Origin of the sequence: Pararhodobacter aggregans (assembly GCF_003075525.1) — a bacterium.
In the GTDB taxonomy this organism is placed as follows: Bacteria; Pseudomonadota; Alphaproteobacteria; order Rhodobacterales; family Rhodobacteraceae; genus Pararhodobacter; species Pararhodobacter aggregans.
This window is the reverse complement of sequence record NZ_QDDR01000003.1, coordinates 348,746-369,748: the sequence shown is the minus strand read 5'-3', so window position 1 is coordinate 369,748 and position 21,003 is coordinate 348,746. Positions and strand designations below refer to the sequence as shown.

The window sequence follows — 21,003 nt, the reverse complement described above, 5'->3', positions numbered from 1 at the left end:
ATGTTCAAGAGATTCCAGTCACCGGCCCGGACCGGGCTGACCCTGGCTCTGCCCTTGCTTGCCCTGCCGGGCTTCGCTGCGGCCGAGACCGACGTGCTCTATGGCAGCTTCGCGCCGGCCACCTCGGCCTTCTCGACCGGCTATCTCCAGCCCTGGATCGACGCGATCACCACGGCGACCGATGGCAGCGTCAACTTCAACTATGTGCCGGGCGGCGGCGTGGTCGACATGCGGACGGCCGTGTCCGGCATCCGCGACGGGGTGGTCGACGGGGCCTTCTATGTCACCGTCTCCTATGCTTCGGACCTGCCGGTGCTGTTCATGCTGTCCGAGTTGATCGGGCTGGGCCAGTCGAACGCCGCGCGCCTCGGCGCCTTCAACGAATTCGTCATCGAGGATTGCCCGGAATGCCAGGCCGAACTGGCCGGTTGGAACCAGCAGTTCCTGGGCGGCTACAGCCTTGGCGACTACTACCTCTTCTGCACCCGCGCCGTGACCACGCCCGAGGATTTCAACGGCCTGCGGATCCGCGCCATTCCGCCCTATTCGCGGCTCTTCGGGGCGGTGGGCGATGTCGTGCCGGTCACGGTCAGTCTGACCGAATCCTACGAGGCGCTGCAGCGCGGCCAGGTCGATTGCCACGCGGGACCGGCCAGCACCTATGTGACCTATTCCTTCATCGACATCGCCGATCACGTGGTCGAGCTGGCCTCGGGCGCCTCGTTCGGCGGTTCGGTCTTTGCCTTCAGCCGCGACAAATGGGCCGAGTTCACGCCCGAGGAACGCCAGGCCATCCTGCGCGCCACGGCCGACGCCACTGCCCATGGCGCCATCGCCTATGCGCAGGAGGACGCGGCGGCGCTGGAGGCGGCGCGGGCCCAAGGCAGCATCGTTGCCCCGGTCGACGACGCGGTGCAGGCGGCGCTGGCGGGCTGGATCGCCGAGAACGGCACCGGCGCCGCCCAGCGCGCGGCCGAGCGCGGCGTGACCGACGCCCAGGCCATCGTCGACCGCTTCCTGCCCTATATCGACCGCTGGAACGCGCTTCTGCCGCGCGACGAGGACGAGGCGGCGATCGCCGAGGTCCTGTGGACCGAGATCTACGCCACCTATCCGTCCGAGTGACACCGGCCCCCGCCGCGCTGCCATCCGGGCGGCGCGGCGTCCTTTCGCACCATGGGCAAGGGAAGTTTCCATGACGGGCCTGACCCGCCTCACCTGGCACCTGATGCGCCTGCTGTTCCTGGCGGGCTCTGTCGCGGTGATCCTGATGATGTTGCATATCGGCGCCGATGTGCTGTCGCGCGCGCTGCTGGGCCGACCGACCGTCGGCATGGTCGAGACGGTGACCAATTACTACATGATCGCGGTCTGCTTCCTGCCGCTGGCCTTCGTGCAGATCGAGGGCGCGCATCTGACCGTCGATTCCTTCACCATGGCGCTGCCGCCCCGCGCGCTGCAGGTCGTCACCCTGTTCTCGCTGCTGGTGGCGGCCGGGATCAGCGGGCTGCTGACCTGGCATTCGGCGCTGTCGGCGCTGCATAAGACGCGGACCGGAGAATACACCGACCTCTCGGTCATAGACTTCCCGCTCTGGCCTGCGCGCTGGCTGCTGGTTGCGGGCTATGGCACGACCTTCCTCACCCTCTGCCTGCAGGCGATCCTGTGTCTGGCCGGGCGTCCCCTGTCGATGACGGAGCGGGCCCATGGATAACACCACCATCGGACTTCTGGCCGTGGGCATCCTGCTGCTGCTGATGGCGCTGCGCGTGCCGATCGGCTTTGCGCTGGCGGCCGTCGCCTTCGGCGGCACCTGGGCGGTGCGGGGGCCGCGGCCTGCCGCCTCGATCCTGCAGAACCTGCCCTATGAATTCACCGCCCACTGGACGCTGACCGCGGTGCCGATGTTCCTGCTGATGGGCGCGCTGGCGGGCAATTCCGGCTTGACCACGGATCTGTTCCGCGCGCTCAGGCTGATGTTCGGCCGTCTCCGGGGCGGCATCGCCATCGCCACCAACTTCGCCGGCGCCGGTTTCGCCGCCGCCTGCGGGTCCAGCATGGCCACCACCGCCACGCTGGGCCGCATCGCCGTGCCCGAGATGCTGGCCGCGGGCTATTCCCCGGCGCTGGCCACCGGCGTCGCCTCGGCCGTGGGCACGCTGGGCGCGATCATCCCGCCCTCGATCATGATGATCGTCTACGCGATCTTTGCCGAGGTCTCGGCGGGCAAGATGCTGATCGCCGGGATCCTGCCGGGCCTGCTGACCGCCGCCGCCTATGCGCTGGTCATCAATCTGGCGGTCCGCGTCCGCCCCGGCATGGCGCCAAGGCTCACGCCCGAGGCGCTGCCAAGGGCCGAGACGCGGCGCATCCTGTGGCGCACCTGGCCGCTGCCGGTGCTGAGCCTCGGGGTGATCGGGGGGATCTATTCCGGCCTCGTCTCGCCCACGGAAGCCGGGGCGCTGGGGGCGGGGCTTGCTTTCCTGGTTGCGGCGATGCGCCGCTCGCTCAGCGCCGACGTGATCCGCCGCAGCCTGTTCGAGACCGTCTCGACCACCGCCTCGATCCTGTTCATCGCCACCGGCGCGCTGCTCTTCACCCGCTTTCTGGCGCTGACCGGCCTGCCCTACGAGATCGCCGGGCTGATCGACCAGATGGGCACCGACCCGCTGGTCATCGTGCTGGGCGCCTCGATCGTCTATCTGATCTTCGGCTGTTTCCTCGACCCCTTGGGCGTGTTGCTGCTGACCCTGCCGGTGGTGCTGCCGATCTTCCATGCCGCCGATATCGACCCGATCTGGATCGGCGTCATCATCGTCAAATACCTGGAAATCGGCATGCTGACCCCGCCCTTGGGCCTCAATGTCTTCGTCATGAAGGGGGTGGTCGGCGACCGCGTGCCGCTGGGCACCATCTTCCGCGGCGTGTCGCTGTTTCTGGTGGCCGAGGTCTTCGTGATGGCGCTGCTGATCGGCTTTCCGCAGATCGTGACCTTCCTGCCGGACCTGATGTGAGCCGGGTCGGGCCCGATCCCGATCAGGCAAAAGAAAAAGGGGCCGGAGCGATACGCTCCGGCCCCTTCTTCGTCCCGGCGGGCAGGCGAGCGCCAAGCGGCGCCGGCCGTCAGGGCCCGGGCCTCAGCCCGGAACCATCGCATCGCGCAGCTTGCGCTTCATCAGCTTGCCGCTTTCCTCGCGCGGGAGGCTGTCGACGAACAGATAGCGCCGCGGCAGCTTGTAGCGGGCCAGCGTCTTGCCTAGGAAGGCCGCGACCTCGGCCTCGGTCGGAGCCTTGACGCCGCGGGCGGGCTGGATCCAGGCGCAGACGATCTCGCCGAATTCGGGGTCGGGCAGGCCGATCACCGCGCAATCGGCGACCTGCGGGTGCTGCACCAGCGCCGATTCGATCTCGGCCGGGTAGATGTTGGTGCCGCCGAAGATAATCATGTCGCGCTTGCGGTCGCCCAGAAACAGGAACCCGTCCGCATCCAGCCAGCCCACGTCGCCGATGCTGATGAAGCCGTCCTTCTCGGTCTCGGCCCGTGCCTCGGGGCGGTTGATATAGGTGAAATCGGCGTAGTTCGGGTTGCGCACATAGATCTCGCCCGTCTCGCCCTGTGGCAGCACCGCACCGTCCTCGCCCAGAATCCGCACCTCGGCCCCGTCGATGACCCGGCCCACGGTGCCGGGATGGGCCAGCCATTCCTCCGAGGTGCAATGCATGGCGATGCCGACTTCGGTGCCGCCATAGACCTCGTGCAGGATCGGGCCCCACCAGTCGATCATCGCCTTCTTCACATCGACCGGGCAGGCGGCCGCCGTATGGCTGACCCAGCGCAGCGAGCTGAGGTCATAGCGGGCGCGCACCTCCTCGGGCAGCTTCAGCAGCTTGATGAACATGGTCGGCACGGCGGTGATCGTGTTGATCCGGTGCTTTTCGATCAGGGCGAGGAATTCCTCGGGATCGAAGCGCGGCACCAGCACCAGCAACTCGCCCCGGGTCGCCGCATAGCGGGCGAAACCGCCCGGCGAGGCGTGGTAGAGCGGCGTCACCAAGAGCGTGCGCACATCGGGCGCCAGACCATAGGTATCGACGAAACAGCGGATGTTGCGGGCCAGCAGGTCGGCGTCCATCGGCACCCGCTTGACCCCCTTGGGATGGCCCGTGGTGCCCGAGGTATAGATGATCGCGCCGCGCGCCGCCGCGTCGGGGGCGGTGCGGGGGGCGTGCGCGGCAACGAAATCGTCCCAATCCTGCACGCTGGGCGGGACCTTGCAGGCCTCGGCCGGCAGGCGGAAGGCGCGGGCGGTGGCGGGCGGGGTCGCGGCGGCGATGACCGGCAGGCCCTCGGGCAGGGTCAGGCCCGGGGTGGCCAGCAGATCGGCCTGCGCGACCAGCAGGTCGGGGCGGCAATCGTTCAGCACATAGAGGATCTCGGTCGCGGTCGAATGCCAGTTGATCGGCACCGCGAAAGCGCCGATCTTCTGCGCGGCGATCGAGGCTTCGATGAAGGGGATGTCGTTGCGCATCAGGATGGCGACGGTCGAACCCTCGCGCAGTCCGAGGGCCTGAAACCCCGTCGCGGCCGCGCTGGCACGCCGCTGCAGCGCCGCCTGCTCCATGGTCGCATCGGGGGTGATGATGGACGCAAGGCGCCCTGCCGGTTCCGCTGTCACGCTGTCTCCTCCGTCACGCGCTGGAATGTCCAGAATTTTAAATGGTAGAACCAATAAGTCAACTGACCCTTGCCATACATGGTCTAATAGTCCGATAATTGGCTAGGTTCGTAAGGAGAAAATCATGCCCTCATCGATGGGCTTTCGCCCGGTGAAGACGAAACGCGCCTTCGAAGAGGTCTGTGACCAGATCCGGTCCGAAATTCAGGCAGGACGAATCGCCGCCGGCGACAAGCTGCCGTCCGAGCGGGACCTGGCCGAGCAGCTGCAGGTCAGCCGCGCCACCGTGCGCGAGGCCTTCCGCACGCTGGAAATCGGCGGGGTGCTGACCTTGCAGAAGGGCGTGAAGGGCGGCGCCGTGGTCATGCAGGGCGATGTGCGGCCGATCAACCAGACGATTTCCGACCTGCTGTCGCTGGGCGGGCTGTCGTTGGCGGATTACACCGAAGCCCGCAAATGCCTGCAGAAGGAAATCATCCGCCTGGCCTGCGAACGCGCCACCGAAGAGGATTTCGCCGCGCTCGAGGCCAATATCGCCGCCACGCGCGAGAAGACCTCGGAATCGCAGATCGAGGACCGCACCGCGCTCACGCTGCAATTCTACGCCCTGTTGGCCCGGGCCACCAAGAACAAGGCGATGGAGATCCTGATGTCGGCGGTGACCGAGCCTTTGGCCTATTACATCAGGCAGATAGGCGTCGACCGGACCTGGGATGTGGCGGCCTCGCGCACCACGGTCGTGCAGCATCTGCGCGCCCGCAACACCCAGGGCGCCATCGACGAGATGATCTCGCATATGGAGCGGCTGCACGCCTACATGCTGTCGCGCGCGCTGACCCAGCCCGAGTGACACGCAGCCCGGCGGGCCATCCCCCCATGTGACCGGCAAGACCTCAGGGGCGCCCACGGAAGGTGCATCTGCGCCGAAGGTTTCTTCTTGCAATGTGTAAATGGTTAGGCCATTCATTGGCCAGTCTGATACTCAGCGGGGAGGAGCGAGGTATGCAGCGGGGGCGCCTGCGTCGGGCGATCGACGGCCTCATCACACTGGATCTGGTGATTGCCGGGGTCGCGCTGATCGCGATGCTCGGGCATGTCGTCCTCGATGTGATCCTGCGCGAGGTCCATGTGCCCTTTTCCGGCACGCTGGAAATCGTCTCGTTCTGGTACATGGTGGCGCTGGTTTTCCTGGCGATCCCGGTCGCCCAGGCCCATGGCCACCATATCCGCGTCGAACTTTTCACCGCCGCCGTGCCGCCGCGGGTACAGCAGGGCATCGACCTGCTGGTGCTTCTGGGCTGCATCGCGCTGCTGGTCCTCTTCGTCTGGGTCAGCAGCGAAGAGGCCCTGCGCCAGACCAGCCGTCTGGCGGTGGTCGAGGCCGGAACCGGCACGATCCCGGTCTGGCCCACCCGCTGGCTGGTGCCGCTGTCGATGGCCACCACCGCCCTGATCTGCCTGCTGCAGGCCTTTGACCTGGCCCGGGCGCTCGTGCGGAACGAGGCGCCGGTCCAGCCCCACCGGGAGTCTCTTGATGTCTGATGTCGCCATCGGGGGCCTCGGCCTCGCCGGGATCCTTGTCCTTCTGGCGCTGCGCGTGCCCATCGCCTTCGCGCTGATCGGCGTCTCCATCGCCGGGCTCTGGGCACTGCTGGGCGAACGCCCGGCGCTGGGCTCGTTGCGGACCATCCCCTACCAGTTCGTGGCACATTGGTCGCTGTCGGCCATCCCGATGTTCCTGCTGATGGGCTCGGTCGCCTATCATTCCGGGATCGTCAGTTCGCTTTACACCGCTGCCCGGCTCTGGCTTTGCCGGTTGCCGGGGGGGCTGGCCATCGCCTCGAACTTCGCCTGTGCGGGCTTTGCCGCGGCCTCGGGCTCGTCGGTCGCCACCGCCTCGGCCATGGGGCGGATCGCGGTGCCCGAAATGCTGCGCTACCGCTACGATCCCGGCCTTGCCACGGGCGTCGTCGCCGCGGCGGGGACACTGGGCTCGCTGATCCCGCCCTCGATCCTGATGATCCTTTATGGCACTTTCGCCGAGGCCTCGATCGGCAAGCTGATGATCGCCGGGATCCTGCCCGGCATCCTGACCGCGGTGATCTATGCGGCGATGATCTGGCTGCGCTGCGTGATCCGGCCCGAGCTGGCGCCCCCGGTCGACATCAACCCCACCCTGCGCGAGCGGATGCAGGCGCTGGCGCAGGTCTGGCCGATGCCGCTGCTGATCCTGGGCGTGATCGGCGGGCTGTACGGCGGCTATGTCACTGCGACCGAGGCCGGGGCGCTGGGGGCCTTCCTCGCGCTGGTGATCGCGGCCTTCTACGGGCGGCTCAACTGGACGGTGCTGCGCGCCAGCATCGTGGACACGGTGACCGGCACGGCGGTGATCTTCTTCGTCTCCATCGGGGCGGTGATGCTGTCGCGTTTCGTGGCGCTGTCGGGCGTGCCGGATGCGATTGTCGAGCTGTTCGGGGCAGGGGGGCTGCAGGGCTATTCCGTGGTCCTGTTCTGCGGGCTGGTGTTCCTGTTCCTCGGCATGTTCCTCGACCCGATCGGGCTGATGCTGATCGCCCTGCCGGTCATGCTGCCGATCATCGACCAGAGCGGCTTCGACCTGATCTGGTTCGGCATCCTGACCATCAAATTCGTCGAGATCGGCCTGATAACCCCGCCGGTGGGGCTGTCGGTCTACACGATCAAGACCGTGGTCGGCGACAAGGTGGCGCTGACCCAGATCTTCCGCGGCATCGGCTGGTTCCTCGTCTGCGAACTGCTCGTCGTCGCGCTGCTGGTGATCTTTCCGCAGATCGCCCTGTTTCTGCCGGGCCTCATGAGCTGAGGCCCGGGCCCTTTCAACGGAGGAGGAAGACATGAAGACGCTCTTGCGCGCCACCACGGCGCTGGCGGTCATCGGGTTCGCGGCGCCGGTTCTGGCGGACGAGTACAATTACGCGACCTTCGTGCCGCCGCAGGCAGCCAACAACACCATCGGCCTGCAACCGGCCTTCGACGCGATCAGCGAGGCGACGGGCGGCGAGGTCCAGATCAGGATGTTCGCCGGTGGCCAGCTGCTGGGCGGGCAGGACATGCTGGCGGGCGTCCGTGACGGCATCGCCGATCTGGGCTTCGTCATCCCGGTCTATGCGCCGTCGGACCTGCCCAATTCGGTGGTCATCTCGGACATGATGCCCTATGGCGCCGATCCCATCGCCGTGGCCGGGGCCTCGCTGCAGACGATCCTGCTGGATTGCCCGCAATGCCTGGAGGAATTCGCCGACAACAACCTCGTGTTCTTCGGCGGTCATGCGCCGACGCCCTATCGGCTGCTGTGCCGCGATGACGTCTCGAGCCTTGCGGATATCGCCGGGCTGCGGATGCGCGGCGGCTCGGGCGCCATGTCGCGGATCGCGCAGGCGCTGGGCGGGACGCCGGTGAACATGGGCGCGGGCGACATGTACGAGGCGCTGGAACGCGGGCAGCTCGATTGCGTGGTCGGTCCCATCGCCTGGCTGCGGCAATATTCGCTGGGCGAGGTCATCGGCTCGGTCGTGGGCGAGCCGCTGGGCGTTCTGGGGGGCCTCGGCCTTGTCACCTGGAACCGCGACGCCTGGGACGGGCTCGGCGACGAGCAGCAGCAGGCCATCCTGCGCGAGATGCCGGGCGTGATCGCCCGCGCCACCATCGACGGCTACATGGCCGACGACAGCGACGTGCGCGCCGAATACGAGGGCCGCGTCGCCTTCAACGATTCCGTGCCCGAGATCCGCGCGGCGCTGGACCGGATCAACGCCGAGGGGCTGCCCGAGATCATCACCGCCGCCCAGGCGCGGGGCGCGACCGATGCCGCGACCATCGCCGAGGCCTATCAGCGCAATCTGGCCCATTGGCAGCAGATCGCCGAGGACCGCATCCACGGCGATACCGAGGCGATGGCTCAGGCACTTTGGGACGAGATCTTCAGCAAGGTCGATTTCTGAGCCGTCATCCGGGTTGGGAGGATGCGGGCCGGCGCGTTTCGCGCCGGCCTTTTTGCTGGCTCAGAGCATCTTTTCCCAGACCAGCAGCGTCAGCACGATCAGGCCCAGGTAGCTGACCACGAACATCCCGTTCCAGCGCCAGCCGACCACCCGCGTGGGAAGCCCCGTCTCAGCCGCGGCAATCGCCACGGTCGAGGTCATCGGCGACAGCATCGCCGCCGCGACCCAGCCCGACAGCGTCGCCACCATCAGCATCGGCTCCGGCATCCCCACGCCCGAGGCGATGACCGCCCCGGCAAAGGCCGCGCCGCTTATCATCGGCGAGATGCCGAGCAGGCTGATGACAGGGATGATGACCGCGACCAGGGCGCCCAGGCTGCCGGGGCCGAGGGACAACATCCCCACCAGATCCCGCACCGCCGCGGGCGGGATCATCTGCGCCACGATCAGCCCCAGAAAGCCGGTCGCGACCAGCAGCCCGATCTCGTTGGCCGAGCCGGGCAGCGCGCGCACCGTCTGGCTGGCCAGCGACTGGACGCGGGGGGCGGCCGGGCCCTCTTCGGTCAGCAGGACCCAGAGCAGCGCCATGACCGGGATCACCATCAGGATCGCCGCGCGCATCGGGATCCCGGCCAGCGCGTCCAGCGAGGCGGCGCTGCCGGTGATCGCCAGCACCAGCCCCAGCAAGGCCAGGATCGCGGGCCAGGCGTCCTTGCGCTCGGGCACCGGGAAGGGGGCGGCGGGACGCGGGCCCAGCCGGTCCAGGCCCCAGCCCAGCAGGGTGAACAGCGCCAGCATGCCCAGCCCATAGGGCAGGTAGCCCAGCCAGTCGAGCGTCGGCATCAGCGGAAACAGCAGGTTGACCGCCAGCCCGACCGGCGACCACAGGACGGTGCCGTTGAAGCCGCGGATGATGGCGCTGGCGATGCGGCGGGTCCGGATCTCGGCCGCCCGGGGCGAGGCCGCGGGCGCGTCCCGCTGCCCCAGCGCGATGCCCAGCAACAGCTGATAACCGCCGATGTTCAGCAAGATGCCCAGCAGTTGCGCCCCGGTCGACAGGAAGGCGTATCGCCGCGCCGGGGGTTGCTGCACCACGAAACGCGCGGCCAGCCCGACCTGACGCGAGCGCAGCGCCGCGACCCGCAGCACCGTCATCACCGCCAGCAGCGCGGGCAGGTAGAGCGCCCGGCTGAGCGCCAGGATCAGCGCATCGACCGTGCCGCCGGTGGCGAGGAAGGCCAGCGCCATGACCAGCGCCGCCGCCAGCATCGTCCGGGCGTTGACGCGCAGCGCCGACCAGCGCAGCGCGACATGCAACAAGACCAGCGCGCCCGCCATGACCGCAAAGCCATGGCGATGGCTGAGCATGTCGGCGAGCGTGAACAGCGCCGCGCAGCCGATCGCCGCAGCGGCGAGCCTCGCGCGGGTTTCGGGGCCGTCCAACAGGGAGAGCGGCGGGCGCATCGGCATCGGGATCTCGCTTCTGGCAGCTCCGGTCTTTATTGGACCTACCAATAGCCCGTGGTTGGCGCAAGGCTGATTGCGCTGGCCCTTCCGGGCCGCGCATGGCACTGTGCCCGCCTGTCCAGAACCGCAAGCATACGGAGATCCCCATGGCCAAGGCAGCGGGCGAAGCCCTGTTCGACCCGGTTCGCAGCGACCGCACCTTCGAGCTTGTCGTGCAGCGCATCCGCGAGAAGCTGGCGGCGGGGGAGCTCAGGCCCGGGGACAAGCTGCCCGCCGAGCGCGAGCTGGCCAAGCAGCTCGACGTCAGCCGCAATGTGGTGCGTGAGGCGCTGCGTGTGCTGGAAAACGCCGGGATGCTGAAGACCCGCAAGGGCGCGCATGGCGGCGCCTTCATCGAAGAAGGCAGCGCCGCGCAGATCAGCGCCGCGCTGAACGACCTGGTGATCCTCAACGCTGTCAGCCTCGACGATCTGTTCGAGGCGCGGGTGATGATGCTGGGCATGGTGCTGGACCATCTGGCGAAATCGGGCAAGGCACCGGACCTCTCGGCGTTGGAGGCCAATGTCGCCGCGACGGCCGAGGCGGTGGCGAAGGGCGAATCCGCCCGCCGCGTGCCGCTGGCCCGGGCCTTTTACCACGAGATCGCCGCGCTGACCGGCAACCGGGCGCTGGAATTCACCATCGATGCCCAGACCGAGATGATCCAGACCTACCTGCGGCGGCGGGTCTCGGACATGGACGGCGACAAGCTGCTGCACTCGCGCCGCGCCTTCCTGTCGCATCTGCGCGAGGGTCGGTTCGAGGCGGCGAAACTCGAATTGTCCGAGCATCTCGACCGGGTTCACCGGCGGCTGTGGAACGCCCCGCCGACGCCCTGATTCCGGCGTTGACTCTTAATGGTAGGTCCAATACACCTTTGGCAAGCCAAAGGAGGACAGGCCATGTTGGACAGCACCCACACCGATGAAGACCTGCTGATGTTCCGCGATACCGTGCGGCGCATGGCGGAAAAGGAAGTCGCGCCCATCGCGGCCCGGATCGACCAGGACGACGAGATGCCGCATTCCCTGGTGCCGATCTTCGGCGACCTGGGGCTGATCCAGATCATGGTGCCCGAAGCCTATGGCGGTCCCGGCGGCACCACGACCATGGCCTGCATCGCCAAGGAGGAAGTCGCCCGCGCCTCGTTCGCCGTCTCGCATCTGGTCGGCGCCACCACCATCGCCATGGCCCTGCCGCTGGTCCATTTCGGCACCGAGGAACAGCGCCAGCGCTACCTGCCGGAAATCGCCAAGGGCCGCACGCTGTCCTGCATCGGCCTGACCGAACCGCAGACTGGCTCGGACGTGTCGGGGATCAAGACCTCGGCCCGCAAGGAGGGCGGCGATTACGTCATCAACGGGCAGAAGGTCTTCATCACCAAGGCCGATCAGGCGACATACATCCTGCTCTTCGCCCGCACGGCCGAGGGCAAGGGGCATGACGGCATCTCGTCCTTCCTGATCCCGATGGACACGCCCGGCATCACCATCGGCGGCAGCCCCAAGAAGATGGGCCTGCGCGGCATCAAGAATTGCGACCTGTTCTTCGAAAACGTCCGCGTCCCGGCCGAGACGATGATCGGCGCCGAGGGGCAGGGCTTCAAGAACGCCATGGGCGTGCTGAACTTCAACCGCCCGACCGTCGCCGCCGCCGCCATCGGCCTGGCGCAGGCCGCGCTCGATGCCTCGCTCGCCTATGCCAAGGACCGGGTGCAGTTCGGCCGCCCGATCGCCGAGTTCCAGCTGGTGCAGGCGATGCTGGCCGATATGGCGATCCAGATCCAGGCGGCGCGGGCCATGCTCTATCAGGTCACGGCCCTGATCGACCGCGATCCGACCAACCCGCAGGTGCCGATGCAGGTGTCGATGGTCAAGACCTTCGCCTCGGACATGGCGATGAAGGTCACCACCGACGCCGTGCAGGTTTTCGGCGGCGCGGGCTATCTGCAGGACAACCCGGTCGAGCGCTACATGCGCGACGCCAAGGTCTGCCAGATCTACGAGGGCACCAACCAGATCCAGCGGCTCATCATCGCCCGGGCGATGCTGAAGGCATGAGTGCGCGCCCCATCCGGGTGCTCGATTTCGGACAGGTGATGGCAGGCCCGCTCGCGGGCCGCCTGATGGCCGATGTCGGCGCCGAGGTCATCAAGATCGAAACGCCCGAGGGCGACGCGATGCGGGGCCGCCCGCCGTTGCGTGACGGGCATTCCGCCTATTTCGGCACGCTCAACGCCGGCAAGCGCAGCGTGGTGCTGGACCTCAAGACCGAGGAAGGGCGGCGCGATGCCTTCGCGCTGGCCAAGACCGCCGATGTGGTGATGGAGAATTTCCGCCCCGGCGTCATGGCCCGGCTGGGTCTGGGCTACGAAGCGCTTTCGGCCGTCAATCCCGGGCTGATCTATTGCGCCATCTCGGGTTTCGGCCAGCAGGGCGAGGGGGCCAAGCGCCCCGCCTATGCGCCGATGATCCACGCGGCCTCGGGCCTCGATCTGGCGCTGATGGATTTCGTGCCGGGGGCCGAGCGTCCGGCACCCACGGGCATGTTCTACGCCGATGTGCTGGCCGCGATCTATGCCTGGGGCGCGGTGCAGACCGCGCTGTTCGAGCGGGAGCGTTCGGGCAAGGGGCAGATGGTCGATGTCGCGCTGATGGACAGCCTGATCTCGATGATGATCTACGAGGTGCAGGAGGCGCAATTCCCCCAGCCCCGCAAGCGCCATGTCTATATCCCGGTGCGCACGGCGGAGGGTTTCGTGATCGTCGTGCCGCTCTCGGCCAAGAATTTCGCGGCGATGCTGGAGGTTCTGGGCAGCCCCGACTGGGGCAACGATCCCCGCTTCACCACCCCGGCGGGGCGCGAGGCGAACTGGGCCGAGATCATGTCCCGGGTCGAGCGCTGGACCGAGGCCCGCAGCTCGGACGAATGCGAGCGGCTTTTCATGGCGGCGGGCGTGCCCTGCTCGCGCTACCGCACGGTGGCCGAGGCGCTGGCCGATCCCGTCTCGGTCGAGCGCGGGATCACCGGCGAGGTCGAGGATGGCGCGGGCAGTTTCGCCGTGCCGAACCCGCCGTTCCGCCTGTCCCTGACCGAGGCCCATGTCCGCCGCCGGATCCCGGCGCTGGGCGAGGGCACGGAGGAAATCCTCGGCCCGCTGCGGGTAGGGGACGATGGCTGAGGCCCGCCCGGAAGCCGGGCGCCGACTGGCCGCCGGGGGCGGGCTGTCGGGCCTCTGGTCCCGGGTCCGCGCGGAAGCGGCTTTCTGGCAGGGCGCCCTTTATGACGCTGTGCGCTTTCGGCGTCACGCCTGGCTGCACCGGGCGCACAGCCCGGAAAGCCGCGCGGCGCGGATGCTGGCGGATGCGCATTTCCTCGAATACGGCATGGCCCTGCGGGAGGCGCGGCCGGGCTTCGGTCTGGCCCGCGCTGCCCGGCTGGCGGGCGATCTGCGGGACGGGGGCAGCGGCGGGCCCGCGGCTCATATCGGTCTTGCCACCCTGCGCGGCTGGGCCGACTTCAACCGCGACACCGCGCTGCCGCCGGGCATCGCCCCTGCGCTGGCCCTGACCGGGGGCGAGGGGATCGCGGCCGGGGTGGCGCAGGCGGGCGGTGCGCCGCCCGCGACCGATTTCCTGGCCTTCGCGCAATCCCGCCGCTCGGTCCGGCACTTCGCCCCCGGCCCGGTGCCGGAGGCGGCGATCCGCCGCGCCGTGGCCGCCGCGCAGGCAGCGCCCTCCAGCTGCAACCGCCAGACCTGCACCGCGCATGTCTGGACCGACCGCGCCCTGATCGACCGGGTACGGCGCCATCAGGCCGGCAACCGCACCTTCGGGCACGAGCTGGGCGGGATCGCCGTCATCACCTCGGACCTGCGGCATTGGGAACACGCGGGCGAGCGGTATCAGCCCTGGATCGACGGCGGGCTTTTCGCCATGTCGCTCTGCCACGGGCTGCATGCCGAAGGGTTGGGGACCTGCTTCCTCAACTGGTCGGTGACGCCGGCCACCGACCGCGCGCTGAGGGCCGAGATCGGGCTCGATGACAGCCAGCTGGTGATCGTGCTGCTGGGTTTCGGGCTGATGCCCGACAGCGCCAGTGTCTGCGCCTCGCCCCGCCTGCCCGAGGGCGCGGCGCTCAGGCTGAACCCGCCGCTCGCGGGCTGAACGCAAACCGGCCCCGCCGCGTGGACGGGGCCGTTCCGTTCAGAGGTCCAGCACCAGCCGCGCGCTTTTCGAGCCCGAGCAACAGACCATCATCGTATCACCATGGGCGCGTTCCTCGTCGGTGAGGATCGTGTCGCGGTGATCCGGCCGCCCCTCGATCACTCGCGTCTCGCAGGTGCCGCAGGTGCCCTCGGTGCAGGCGAAGGGCACGCTGACCCTATTGGCGATCAGCACGTCGAGGATGGTCTTGCCCGGCTCCACATGCAGCACCTTGCCTGAGCGGTTCAGCACCACGTCGAAGCCCCCTTCGCGCGCCGCTTCCTCGCGGGCCGAGAAATACTCGGCATGGACGCGTTCCTTGGGCATCCCGCGCGCCGCCGTCTCGTAGGCGGCCAGCATCGGCTCCGGCCCGCAGCAATAGAAATGCGTGCCGGGTGCGGCACCGGCGAAGATCCCGGCGATGTCCAGAAGCGCGCCCTTGGCCTCGTCGTCGAAATGGGTGGTCAGCCGGCCCTTGCCGCCGCTCGCCGCGACGCAGGCGGCGATCTCGGACAGGAAGGCGGCGGCGCTGCGCTTGCGGGCGGCGTAATGCAGATGCCAGGGGCGCCCGGCCTCGGTCAGGCGCCGGACCATGGCCAGCATCGGCGTGATGCCGATCCCGCCCGCGATCAGCACCGATTGCGCCGCGCCCTCATCCAGCGGGAAGTTGTTCTTGGGCCGCGACAGTCGCAGCTTGTCACCGACCCGCAACCGCTCATGCACATGGGCCGAACCGCCGCGGCTGGCCGGATCGCGATGCACCGCGACGGTGCAGCCGGGCGTCGTGCCGTCCAGTGCCTGCGTCAGGCTGTAGCTGCGGCGCAGGTCGTCCGACAGGATCAGGTCGACATGCGCGCCGGGTTCGGCGCGGGGCAGGGGCGAGCCGTCCAGCGTCTCGAACCCGACCGACAGCACGGTATCGGCCTCGTGGCGCATCTGCTTCACCCGGACGGGGATCTCGGCCTCGGTCATTGCAGCAATCCTTCCGCCTTGAAGCGGGCGATGTCGTCCTGGCCGAAGCCCAGAACCCGGGTCATCACCGCCTCGGTATGCTCGCCCAGCCGGGGCGAGGCGAAACGCAGCGCGCTCGGCGTCTTCTCGAAGCGATAGGCCGGGCCGTTGTAGTTCAGCCGCCCCATTTCGGCATGGTCGAGCGGCCAGAAATGGTGATGCGCGTTCAGCACGTCGTCCTCCAGCAGGTCCGAGGCCTTGTTCGCCACGCCCGCCGGAACCCCCGCCGCGCGGCACTCGGCCATCAGGGCAAAGGCATCCCGGGTTGCGGTCGCCTCGGCCACGGCGGATCTGTCCAGCCCGTCCAGACCCAGGATCGCCTGCAGCGCCCGCGCCTGCGCCTCGGTCACCGCCTCGAGGGCGATCCAGCGTTCCTCGCCCTGGCAGGGGAAGACGCCGTGCAGCACCGAGCCGGGCTTGGCGTCGCCCGCGCGGGTCATTTCCTCGCCCGTGACCTGATAGACCAGCAATTCGGGCGCCAGCAGTTGCGCCGTTGCCTCGATCTGGCTCAGCTCCACATGCTGGCCCTCGCCGGTCTTCTCACGATGGATCAGCGCCGCGACCAGCGCCGACAGCGCATAGCGGGGCGAAACGCTGTCGGAATAGGCGCCCTTCGGCATCGCCGGGGGCCGGTCGGGCCAGCCGGTCATGCCATGGATGCCGGCCAAGGCCTGCCCTTGCGCACCGTAGCCCGGATGCCGCGCCCAGGGCCCCTCGGACCCGTAGAGCGACGAGGACAGCATGACGATCCGGGGATTGATCGCCTTGAGGCTGGCGTAATCGAGGCCCCATTTCCGCATCACGCCGGGGCGGAAGCTTTCGGCCACCACATCGGCCCATTCGATCAGCGGGCGGATGATCTCGATCGCCGCCGGGTTGCTCATGTCGACGGAAATCCCCAGCTTCGAGGAATGGAAATCCGCGAAAAAGCCCGAGCGGTTGATGCCCGGCTTGTCGTCGATGAAGGGCCCGCCCAGCCGGATGGAATCCGGGTGCTTGAAGCTTTCGACCTTGATGACGGTGGCGCCGTTGTCGGCCAGCTGCTTGGTCACGATGGGACCGGCGGCCGCCCAGGTGAAATCGGCGACCTTCAGCCCCGCGAAGATGCCGCTGGCTTCGGTGGTCACCTGCGTGAGGGCGTCTTTCATGCCGGGCTTCCTTGGTTGAGCGGCGACAGCAGCACCGCGGTATCGGCGCCCGGCAGCGGCGCCGGGCGGGGGGCGGCGAGCGGCGTCGCCGAGAGATTGGCCCACCGCGCGGGCAGCTCGACCTGCAATCCGCGGTCGGGATCGGCCAGCGGGCGGAAATAGCCCCGCGCGCGGAATTGCGGGTTGTCGAAGACCCCCGCGACCGAGGAAATCGGCGCCAGCAGGATCCGCTCGCGCACCGAACGCGCCATCAGCTCATCCGTGGTTTTCGAGGCGATGAAGCCCATGATGACGGCCGTCACCGCGTCGTAATCCTCCTGCGGGATGAAGAACTGCCCGTCGCCGTTCCAGTCGTGGCGGGTCAGGATCGGGTCGGTGATCCCGTCCTCGGCCATCCAGGCGATCAGCGCCTCGTAGGATTTGATCCGCGCCGAGCCACCGCCGCCGCCGACCGGGCCGAAGAAGACGAAGCCGTCCTGCGTCTCCCAGACCAGCCGGGTGAAGAAGCGGTTGGCGCGTTCCTTGCGGATGGCGCCGCCGCGCATCTCGTTCAGGCCGAGGATCTGCCAGGCCATTGTCGAGTTGAGCAGCGTCCAGACGATGCAGGCCTGCACCGAAACATCGACGCGCTGGCCTTCGCCGGTCTTCAGCGCGTGCCAATGGGCCATCAGCGCGGCCGAGGCTGCCTCGACCCCGCCCTGGATCAGGCCCACGGGCAGGCTGATGCGCACCGGCGGGCGGTCCACGTCGCCGTTGAGGTAGAGATGCCCCCCCAGCGCCTGCAACACGGTGTCAGTGGCGGCATAGCGCTCATAGGGGCCGCCGCGGCCGAAGGGCAGCACCTCGCACCAGACCAGCGCCGGATTGGCGCGGCGGGCGATCCCCGCCAGCCGGTCCATCGTGTCGAGGTCGAGGCGCTCCCAGTCGGTCACCACGATATCGGCCGAGGCGCAGAGCGCGGCGAAACCCGCCTCATCCGCCACCGGATCCAGCGTCACGCTGCGCTTGCCGTGGTTATAGGCCAGCCAGGCCGCGCTTTCCTCGCCCCGGGCGGTCGGGATCAGCGGCAGCGCCCGGCGGAAGGGCTCGCCGCCTTCGGGCTCCAGCTTGATGACCTCGGCGCCGAGATCGGCGAGGACGCGGCCCGCGACCGACCCCGCCAGCGCCGAAATCTCCAGCACCCGCATGCCCGCAAGGGCCTGTGCCGTCCCGCTCATAGCTCGTACCCGAAGCCTTCGCCCAGACGCGCCGTCATCGGCCCGCGCCCGGCTTCATCCCAGGCCTGATCCTTGGGCAGCTTCATCGACACCGCCCGCACCATGTAGAGGTCGGGATCGGCGAAACGCTCGGGCCGCTGGCCGCTTTCGGCGAAAGCATGGGCGGTTTCCAGCAGCATCCGCCGGGTCATGGCGATCCCGGTGTCGGAGGTGCAGAGATGTTCGAGCGTGCGGTCATAGATCCTGAGCACGCCCGACTGACAGGCCGCGTCCTGCACCCAGAGCCCGGGCAGGCCCGAGAACCATGTCGTGCGCTGCGCCTCGGGGTCGAACAGATACCCGGTCTCGCGCCGGTACTTGGAGATGTAGCGCCCGTAAGGCACCAGCGCGCCCTTGTCCTCGAAGGCATTGACGCTGGCGTGCCCCGTCTCGCGCCCCCTGTGGCCGTTGACGAAGATGTCGCGGCTTTTCTCGTACATCGGCTGGGTCGGGTGATAGCTGAACATCAGGCACAGCGTGTTCTCGTCGTCGATCGGCACCCAGGCGTGGCCGGACAGCTCCGGGTAGTTCGACTGCGGCGGGACCAGCGAATAGAAGGGCATGATGAACTGGTTCACGCGCCAGTAGAGCGTCTCGTCGTCCAGCACCCGGCGCGAGGCGATGGACATGCCGAATTCCTGCCGCATGCATTCGAAGGTCGGCCGCAGGTCGCGCTTGGCGACCCATTGGTTGATCGAGCCGCCATCGTCGATCCGCCCGTGCAGGATCGGCGCATGGGCGCTGTCGATCTCGCCCTCCAGTGCCTGCAGCCAGTTGCATTCCTGCACCCGGAAGCTGACCACCACATTCTCCTCGGGGACCATGTTCCATTCGAGGTTGGGCAGCGGCGGGCGGCTTTCCTCGGGCTCGGAGCCCATATAGGTCCAGACGACACCGCCGCGCTCTACGCAGGGGTAGGACTTGATCCGCACCCGCTCTTTCAGGCGCGAGCGGACGGGTTCGGCGGGCATGTCGGCGACCTTGCCGTCCACGCCGAATTTCCAGCCGTGATAGACGCAGCGCAGGCCGCAATCCTCGTTGCGGGCAAAGGCCATCGGCGCGCCGCGGTGCGGGCAGATGTGATCCACCAGCCCGACATTGCCCGCCGTATCGCGGAAGGCCACCAGCGTCTCGCCCAGCAGCCGCACGGTCTGCGGCTGGCCATCCTTTTCCAGATCCTTCGAGGCCATGAACGGCAGCCAGTAGAGCCGCATCATCCCGCCCATCGTGGTGCCCGGGCCGACCCGGACCAGCGTCTCGTTGTCTTCGTGCGAAAGCATGGTGATTTCCTCCTGTATCCTCGCGCCGCGCCCCCGCGGAGGCGGCGCCTGTTCCGTTAGCGACCGGCGAGTTCGGCGCCCTCGCGGTCGAGCTGACCCTCGACCAGCGCGCCCAGCCCCAGATGGCGTGCCCACCAGCCCTGATCGGTGGTTTCCAGCGGACGGCGCGGCACCGGCGGCGGATCGCCCGCGCGCAGGCGGCGCATCACCTCGGTGATGCGGGCGCGCTCCAACTCGACCAGCGCCACCTCCACATCGTCGTGTTCTGCCGCGACACTGCCCAGTTCCGGGTAGCGCAGGCGCCGGGTCCAGCGCCCGTCCCGCTCGACGGCCTGAGCCTCCAGCAGGTAGGGGATGGACAGGTACTCGCGGACTTTCATGGCATTCCCTCCGGTATCTCAGGCGGTTGCGGGTTCGAGCAGCACGAAGGAGCTGTCGTCATAGGGCCCGACCTGCACCAGCGTGGGGCCTTCGGCCTGCTGGCGCCGCCCTGCACGGCCGGCGGCTTGCAGGTACGCCTCGCGCAGATGGCCCATGCCGTGCAGTCGCCCCTCGCCAAGCGCGCCGCCGAAAGTGTTGAGCGGCAGGCGCCCGCCGGGTTCCGCGTGACCGTCGCGCAGGAAGGCAGGGGCGCCGCCGGGGGCGGTGATGCCCAGCCCGTCCAGCCATTCCCAGACCATCGACGAGAAGCCGTCATAAAGCTGCGCGGTCTTCAGATCCGTCACGCGGCGGCCGCTCATCGACCACAGCGCCTCGGGCCGGGCGAAGCCGCTGAAGCCGGTGACGCGGGCGGGGGTGGCGCCCTGCGGCAGGTCGCCCGCGCGGCACATGACGAAGGCCTGCGCGCCACAGACCGGCAGGTCGCAATCGTAAAGCCCGTGCGGCTCGGCGATCATCCGGCCGCGCAGGTAATCCTCGCGCCCCAGGGGCTTGTCGCGCCAGATCGCCTGCGGGTTCCGGGCGGCGTTGCGGCGGGAGAGGTCGACGATGGCGAAGAGGTCGTCGCGCGTCGCCCCATGCCGCGCCATATAGGCCCAGGCGCGGGCGGCGAAGCGGGCGCCCGCGGTGGTATGGCCATAGGGTTTGGTGAACTGGTCGGCGCCGAACACCTGCCTGGTCGCGCCGGTCGCGTAATCGAGGCCCGGCGCCACATACATCGCCCGCAGCCCCAGCACGAAACGGCAGGTCCCGGCCTGCAGCGCATGGGCGGCCGAGGCCACCATATCGGTCGGATAGCGGCGGTAGAGGTCCGCGCCCCAGCTCAGCCGCAGCCCCATCAGCGACGAGAGGGTCTTGAGCGAGATCTCGTCCCCGCCCTCGGCATGGGGCGAACCGGCGTTGGTGGCGAAGGGGGCGCCGACATAGCCGTCGATGTCGTCGCGCGCCACACCCGCATCGGCCAGCGCCGCCAATGCCGCGTCCAGCGCGAAGGCGGCGATGCCCCGGTCGCTGCGTTTTTCCAGCGTCGAGCTGCCGAAACCGGCGATCACCACGTTCATGGCTGCCCCTCCGCCGACAGGACGATGAGAAAGCGCGTGCCGTCATCCGGCGCCGCGAAGCCAAGGCGCAGCGGTGTGCCCGGCGGCGCCTCGGCGGTGCAGCCGCTCTCGTCGAGGGCGACCAGAACGATGCGCGGATCCTCGACCAGCGCGGCTTCGACGATCACCAGCGGGCCGCTGCGACCGGGCAGGGGCTGCAGATGCAGCCGGGTGCGGCCTTTCAGCGTGGCCCGGCCGGACAGCGTTTCCGGCTGCAGGCTGTCGCCCAGACATTCCGGGCAACGGGGTGCCAGCGGCGGCGCAAGCCGCCCGCAGGCGCCGCAGCGGCGCAGGACCAGCGCGCCCTCGGCGGCGCCCGCCCAGAAGGGGCGGGTTTCGGCGGTCGGGACGGGCTGCGGCCGCGCGGGGGCTTGGGTCATCGACTGTGTCATTGAATCAATGT

At 68.8% G+C, this 21,003-nt stretch carries 20 protein-coding genes; 11 read left to right on the top strand and 9 right to left on the bottom strand.

What is annotated here, in order from left to right:
* From DDE23_RS08855 to DDE23_RS08845, 3 genes are all read left to right on the top strand, one after another.
* Nucleotides 1–1,125: a C4-dicarboxylate TRAP transporter substrate-binding protein gene (locus DDE23_RS08855; RefSeq protein WP_107751597.1), complete on the top strand. Its 1,125-nt coding sequence runs from the start codon at nucleotides 1–3 to the stop codon at nucleotides 1,123–1,125.
* A 70-nt stretch (nucleotides 1,126–1,195) separates the two neighbouring features.
* Nucleotides 1,196–1,714: a TRAP transporter small permease gene (locus DDE23_RS08850; protein ID WP_107751596.1), complete on the top strand. Its 519-nt coding sequence runs from the start codon at nucleotides 1,196–1,198 to the stop codon at nucleotides 1,712–1,714.
* Complete coding sequence (locus DDE23_RS08845) at nucleotides 1,707–3,014, top strand: TRAP transporter large permease (protein ID WP_107751595.1); 1,308 nt, start codon at nucleotides 1,707–1,709, stop codon at nucleotides 3,012–3,014. Before DDE23_RS08850 ends, DDE23_RS08845 begins: the two co-directional genes overlap by 8 nt.
* 123 nt (nucleotides 3,015–3,137) lie before the next feature.
* Here the strand turns inward: DDE23_RS08845 and DDE23_RS08840 are convergent, their stop codons facing one another.
* Nucleotides 3,138–4,676 carry an AMP-binding protein gene (locus DDE23_RS08840; RefSeq protein WP_202863233.1) on the bottom strand — a complete coding sequence of 513 codons (1,539 nt, stop codon included), beginning with the start codon at nucleotides 4,674–4,676 and terminating at the stop codon, nucleotides 3,138–3,140.
* Nucleotides 4,677–4,800: 124 nt separating this feature from the next.
* Between DDE23_RS08840 and DDE23_RS08835 the strand changes: the two genes are divergently transcribed.
* The 4 genes from DDE23_RS08835 to DDE23_RS08820 all read left to right on the top strand — a co-directional run bounded on the left by DDE23_RS08835 (nucleotide 4,801) and on the right by DDE23_RS08820 (nucleotide 8,656).
* Complete coding sequence (locus DDE23_RS08835) at nucleotides 4,801–5,526, top strand: FadR/GntR family transcriptional regulator (RefSeq protein ID WP_107751594.1); 726 nt, start codon at nucleotides 4,801–4,803, stop codon at nucleotides 5,524–5,526.
* A 152-nt stretch (nucleotides 5,527–5,678) separates the two neighbouring features.
* Nucleotides 5,679–6,218: a TRAP transporter small permease gene (locus tag DDE23_RS08830; protein WP_157957991.1), complete on the top strand. Its 540-nt coding sequence runs from the start codon at nucleotides 5,679–5,681 to the stop codon at nucleotides 6,216–6,218.
* Nucleotides 6,211–7,518, top strand: a complete 1,308-nt coding sequence (locus DDE23_RS08825; protein WP_107751593.1) for a TRAP transporter large permease — start codon at nucleotides 6,211–6,213, stop codon at nucleotides 7,516–7,518. Before DDE23_RS08830 ends, DDE23_RS08825 begins: the two co-directional genes overlap by 8 nt.
* 31 nt (nucleotides 7,519–7,549) lie before the next feature.
* Nucleotides 7,550–8,656, top strand: a complete 1,107-nt coding sequence (locus tag DDE23_RS08820) for a C4-dicarboxylate TRAP transporter substrate-binding protein (protein WP_107751592.1) — start codon at nucleotides 7,550–7,552, stop codon at nucleotides 8,654–8,656.
* A gap of 60 nt (nucleotides 8,657–8,716) precedes the next feature.
* Here DDE23_RS08820 and DDE23_RS08815 read toward each other — a convergent pair whose 3' ends face one another.
* Nucleotides 8,717–10,126, bottom strand: a complete 1,410-nt coding sequence (locus DDE23_RS08815; protein ID WP_107751591.1) for a hypothetical protein — start codon at nucleotides 10,124–10,126, stop codon at nucleotides 8,717–8,719.
* Between the two features lie 143 nt (nucleotides 10,127–10,269).
* Between DDE23_RS08815 and DDE23_RS08810 the strand changes: the two genes are divergently transcribed.
* The 4 genes from DDE23_RS08810 to DDE23_RS08795 all read left to right on the top strand — a co-directional run bounded on the left by DDE23_RS08810 (nucleotide 10,270) and on the right by DDE23_RS08795 (nucleotide 14,328).
* Entirely contained in the window at nucleotides 10,270–11,001 is a 732-nt protein-coding gene (locus tag DDE23_RS08810) for a FadR/GntR family transcriptional regulator (protein ID WP_170121820.1), read from the top strand.
* Between the two features lie 63 nt (nucleotides 11,002–11,064).
* Nucleotides 11,065–12,222, top strand: a complete 1,158-nt coding sequence (locus DDE23_RS08805) for an acyl-CoA dehydrogenase family protein (RefSeq protein WP_107751589.1) — start codon at nucleotides 11,065–11,067, stop codon at nucleotides 12,220–12,222.
* Nucleotides 12,219–13,343 (top strand): CaiB/BaiF CoA transferase family protein, encoded by a 1,125-nt coding sequence (locus DDE23_RS08800; protein WP_107751588.1) that lies wholly within the window; start codon nucleotides 12,219–12,221, stop codon nucleotides 13,341–13,343. Before DDE23_RS08805 ends, DDE23_RS08800 begins: the two co-directional genes overlap by 4 nt.
* Nucleotides 13,336–14,328, top strand: a complete 993-nt coding sequence (locus tag DDE23_RS08795) for a nitroreductase family protein (protein ID WP_107751587.1) — start codon at nucleotides 13,336–13,338, stop codon at nucleotides 14,326–14,328. The genes DDE23_RS08800 and DDE23_RS08795 overlap by 8 nt, the downstream gene beginning before the upstream one ends.
* Nucleotides 14,329–14,367: 39 nt before the next feature.
* Here the strand turns inward: DDE23_RS08795 and DDE23_RS08790 are convergent, their stop codons facing one another.
* Genes DDE23_RS08790 through DDE23_RS08760 form a run of 7 tightly spaced genes read right to left on the bottom strand, consistent with a single transcriptional unit; the run spans nucleotide 14,368 to nucleotide 20,980 of the window.
* A complete protein-coding gene (locus tag DDE23_RS08790) occupies nucleotides 14,368–15,339 on the bottom strand; it encodes a PDR/VanB family oxidoreductase (protein WP_107751586.1) in 972 nt (323 codons plus the stop codon).
* The gene (locus DDE23_RS08785) at nucleotides 15,336–16,526 is read right to left on the bottom strand and encodes a CaiB/BaiF CoA transferase family protein (protein ID WP_107751585.1); all 1,191 of its coding nucleotides are present in this window, start codon (nucleotides 16,524–16,526) and stop codon (nucleotides 15,336–15,338) included. The genes DDE23_RS08790 and DDE23_RS08785 overlap by 4 nt, the downstream gene beginning before the upstream one ends.
* A complete protein-coding gene (locus DDE23_RS08780) occupies nucleotides 16,523–17,743 on the bottom strand; it encodes a CaiB/BaiF CoA transferase family protein (protein ID WP_107751584.1) in 1,221 nt (406 codons plus the stop codon). Before DDE23_RS08780 ends, DDE23_RS08785 begins: the two co-directional genes overlap by 4 nt.
* Nucleotides 17,740–19,062, bottom strand: a complete 1,323-nt coding sequence (locus DDE23_RS08775; RefSeq protein ID WP_107751583.1) for a Rieske 2Fe-2S domain-containing protein — start codon at nucleotides 19,060–19,062, stop codon at nucleotides 17,740–17,742. The genes DDE23_RS08780 and DDE23_RS08775 overlap by 4 nt, the downstream gene beginning before the upstream one ends.
* A 56-nt stretch (nucleotides 19,063–19,118) precedes the next feature.
* On the bottom strand, nucleotides 19,119–19,442 hold the full coding sequence (locus DDE23_RS08770; protein ID WP_107751582.1) for a hypothetical protein: 324 nt from the start codon (nucleotides 19,440–19,442) through the stop codon (nucleotides 19,119–19,121).
* Between the two features lie 18 nt (nucleotides 19,443–19,460).
* Nucleotides 19,461–20,561, bottom strand: a complete 1,101-nt coding sequence (locus tag DDE23_RS08765; RefSeq protein ID WP_107751581.1) for a thiolase C-terminal domain-containing protein — start codon at nucleotides 20,559–20,561, stop codon at nucleotides 19,461–19,463.
* Nucleotides 20,558–20,980, bottom strand: coding sequence for a Zn-ribbon domain-containing OB-fold protein (locus DDE23_RS08760; RefSeq protein WP_157957990.1), 423 nt, complete (start codon nucleotides 20,978–20,980; stop codon nucleotides 20,558–20,560). The genes DDE23_RS08765 and DDE23_RS08760 overlap by 4 nt, the downstream gene beginning before the upstream one ends.
* Nucleotides 20,981–21,003 lie beyond the last annotated feature (23 nt).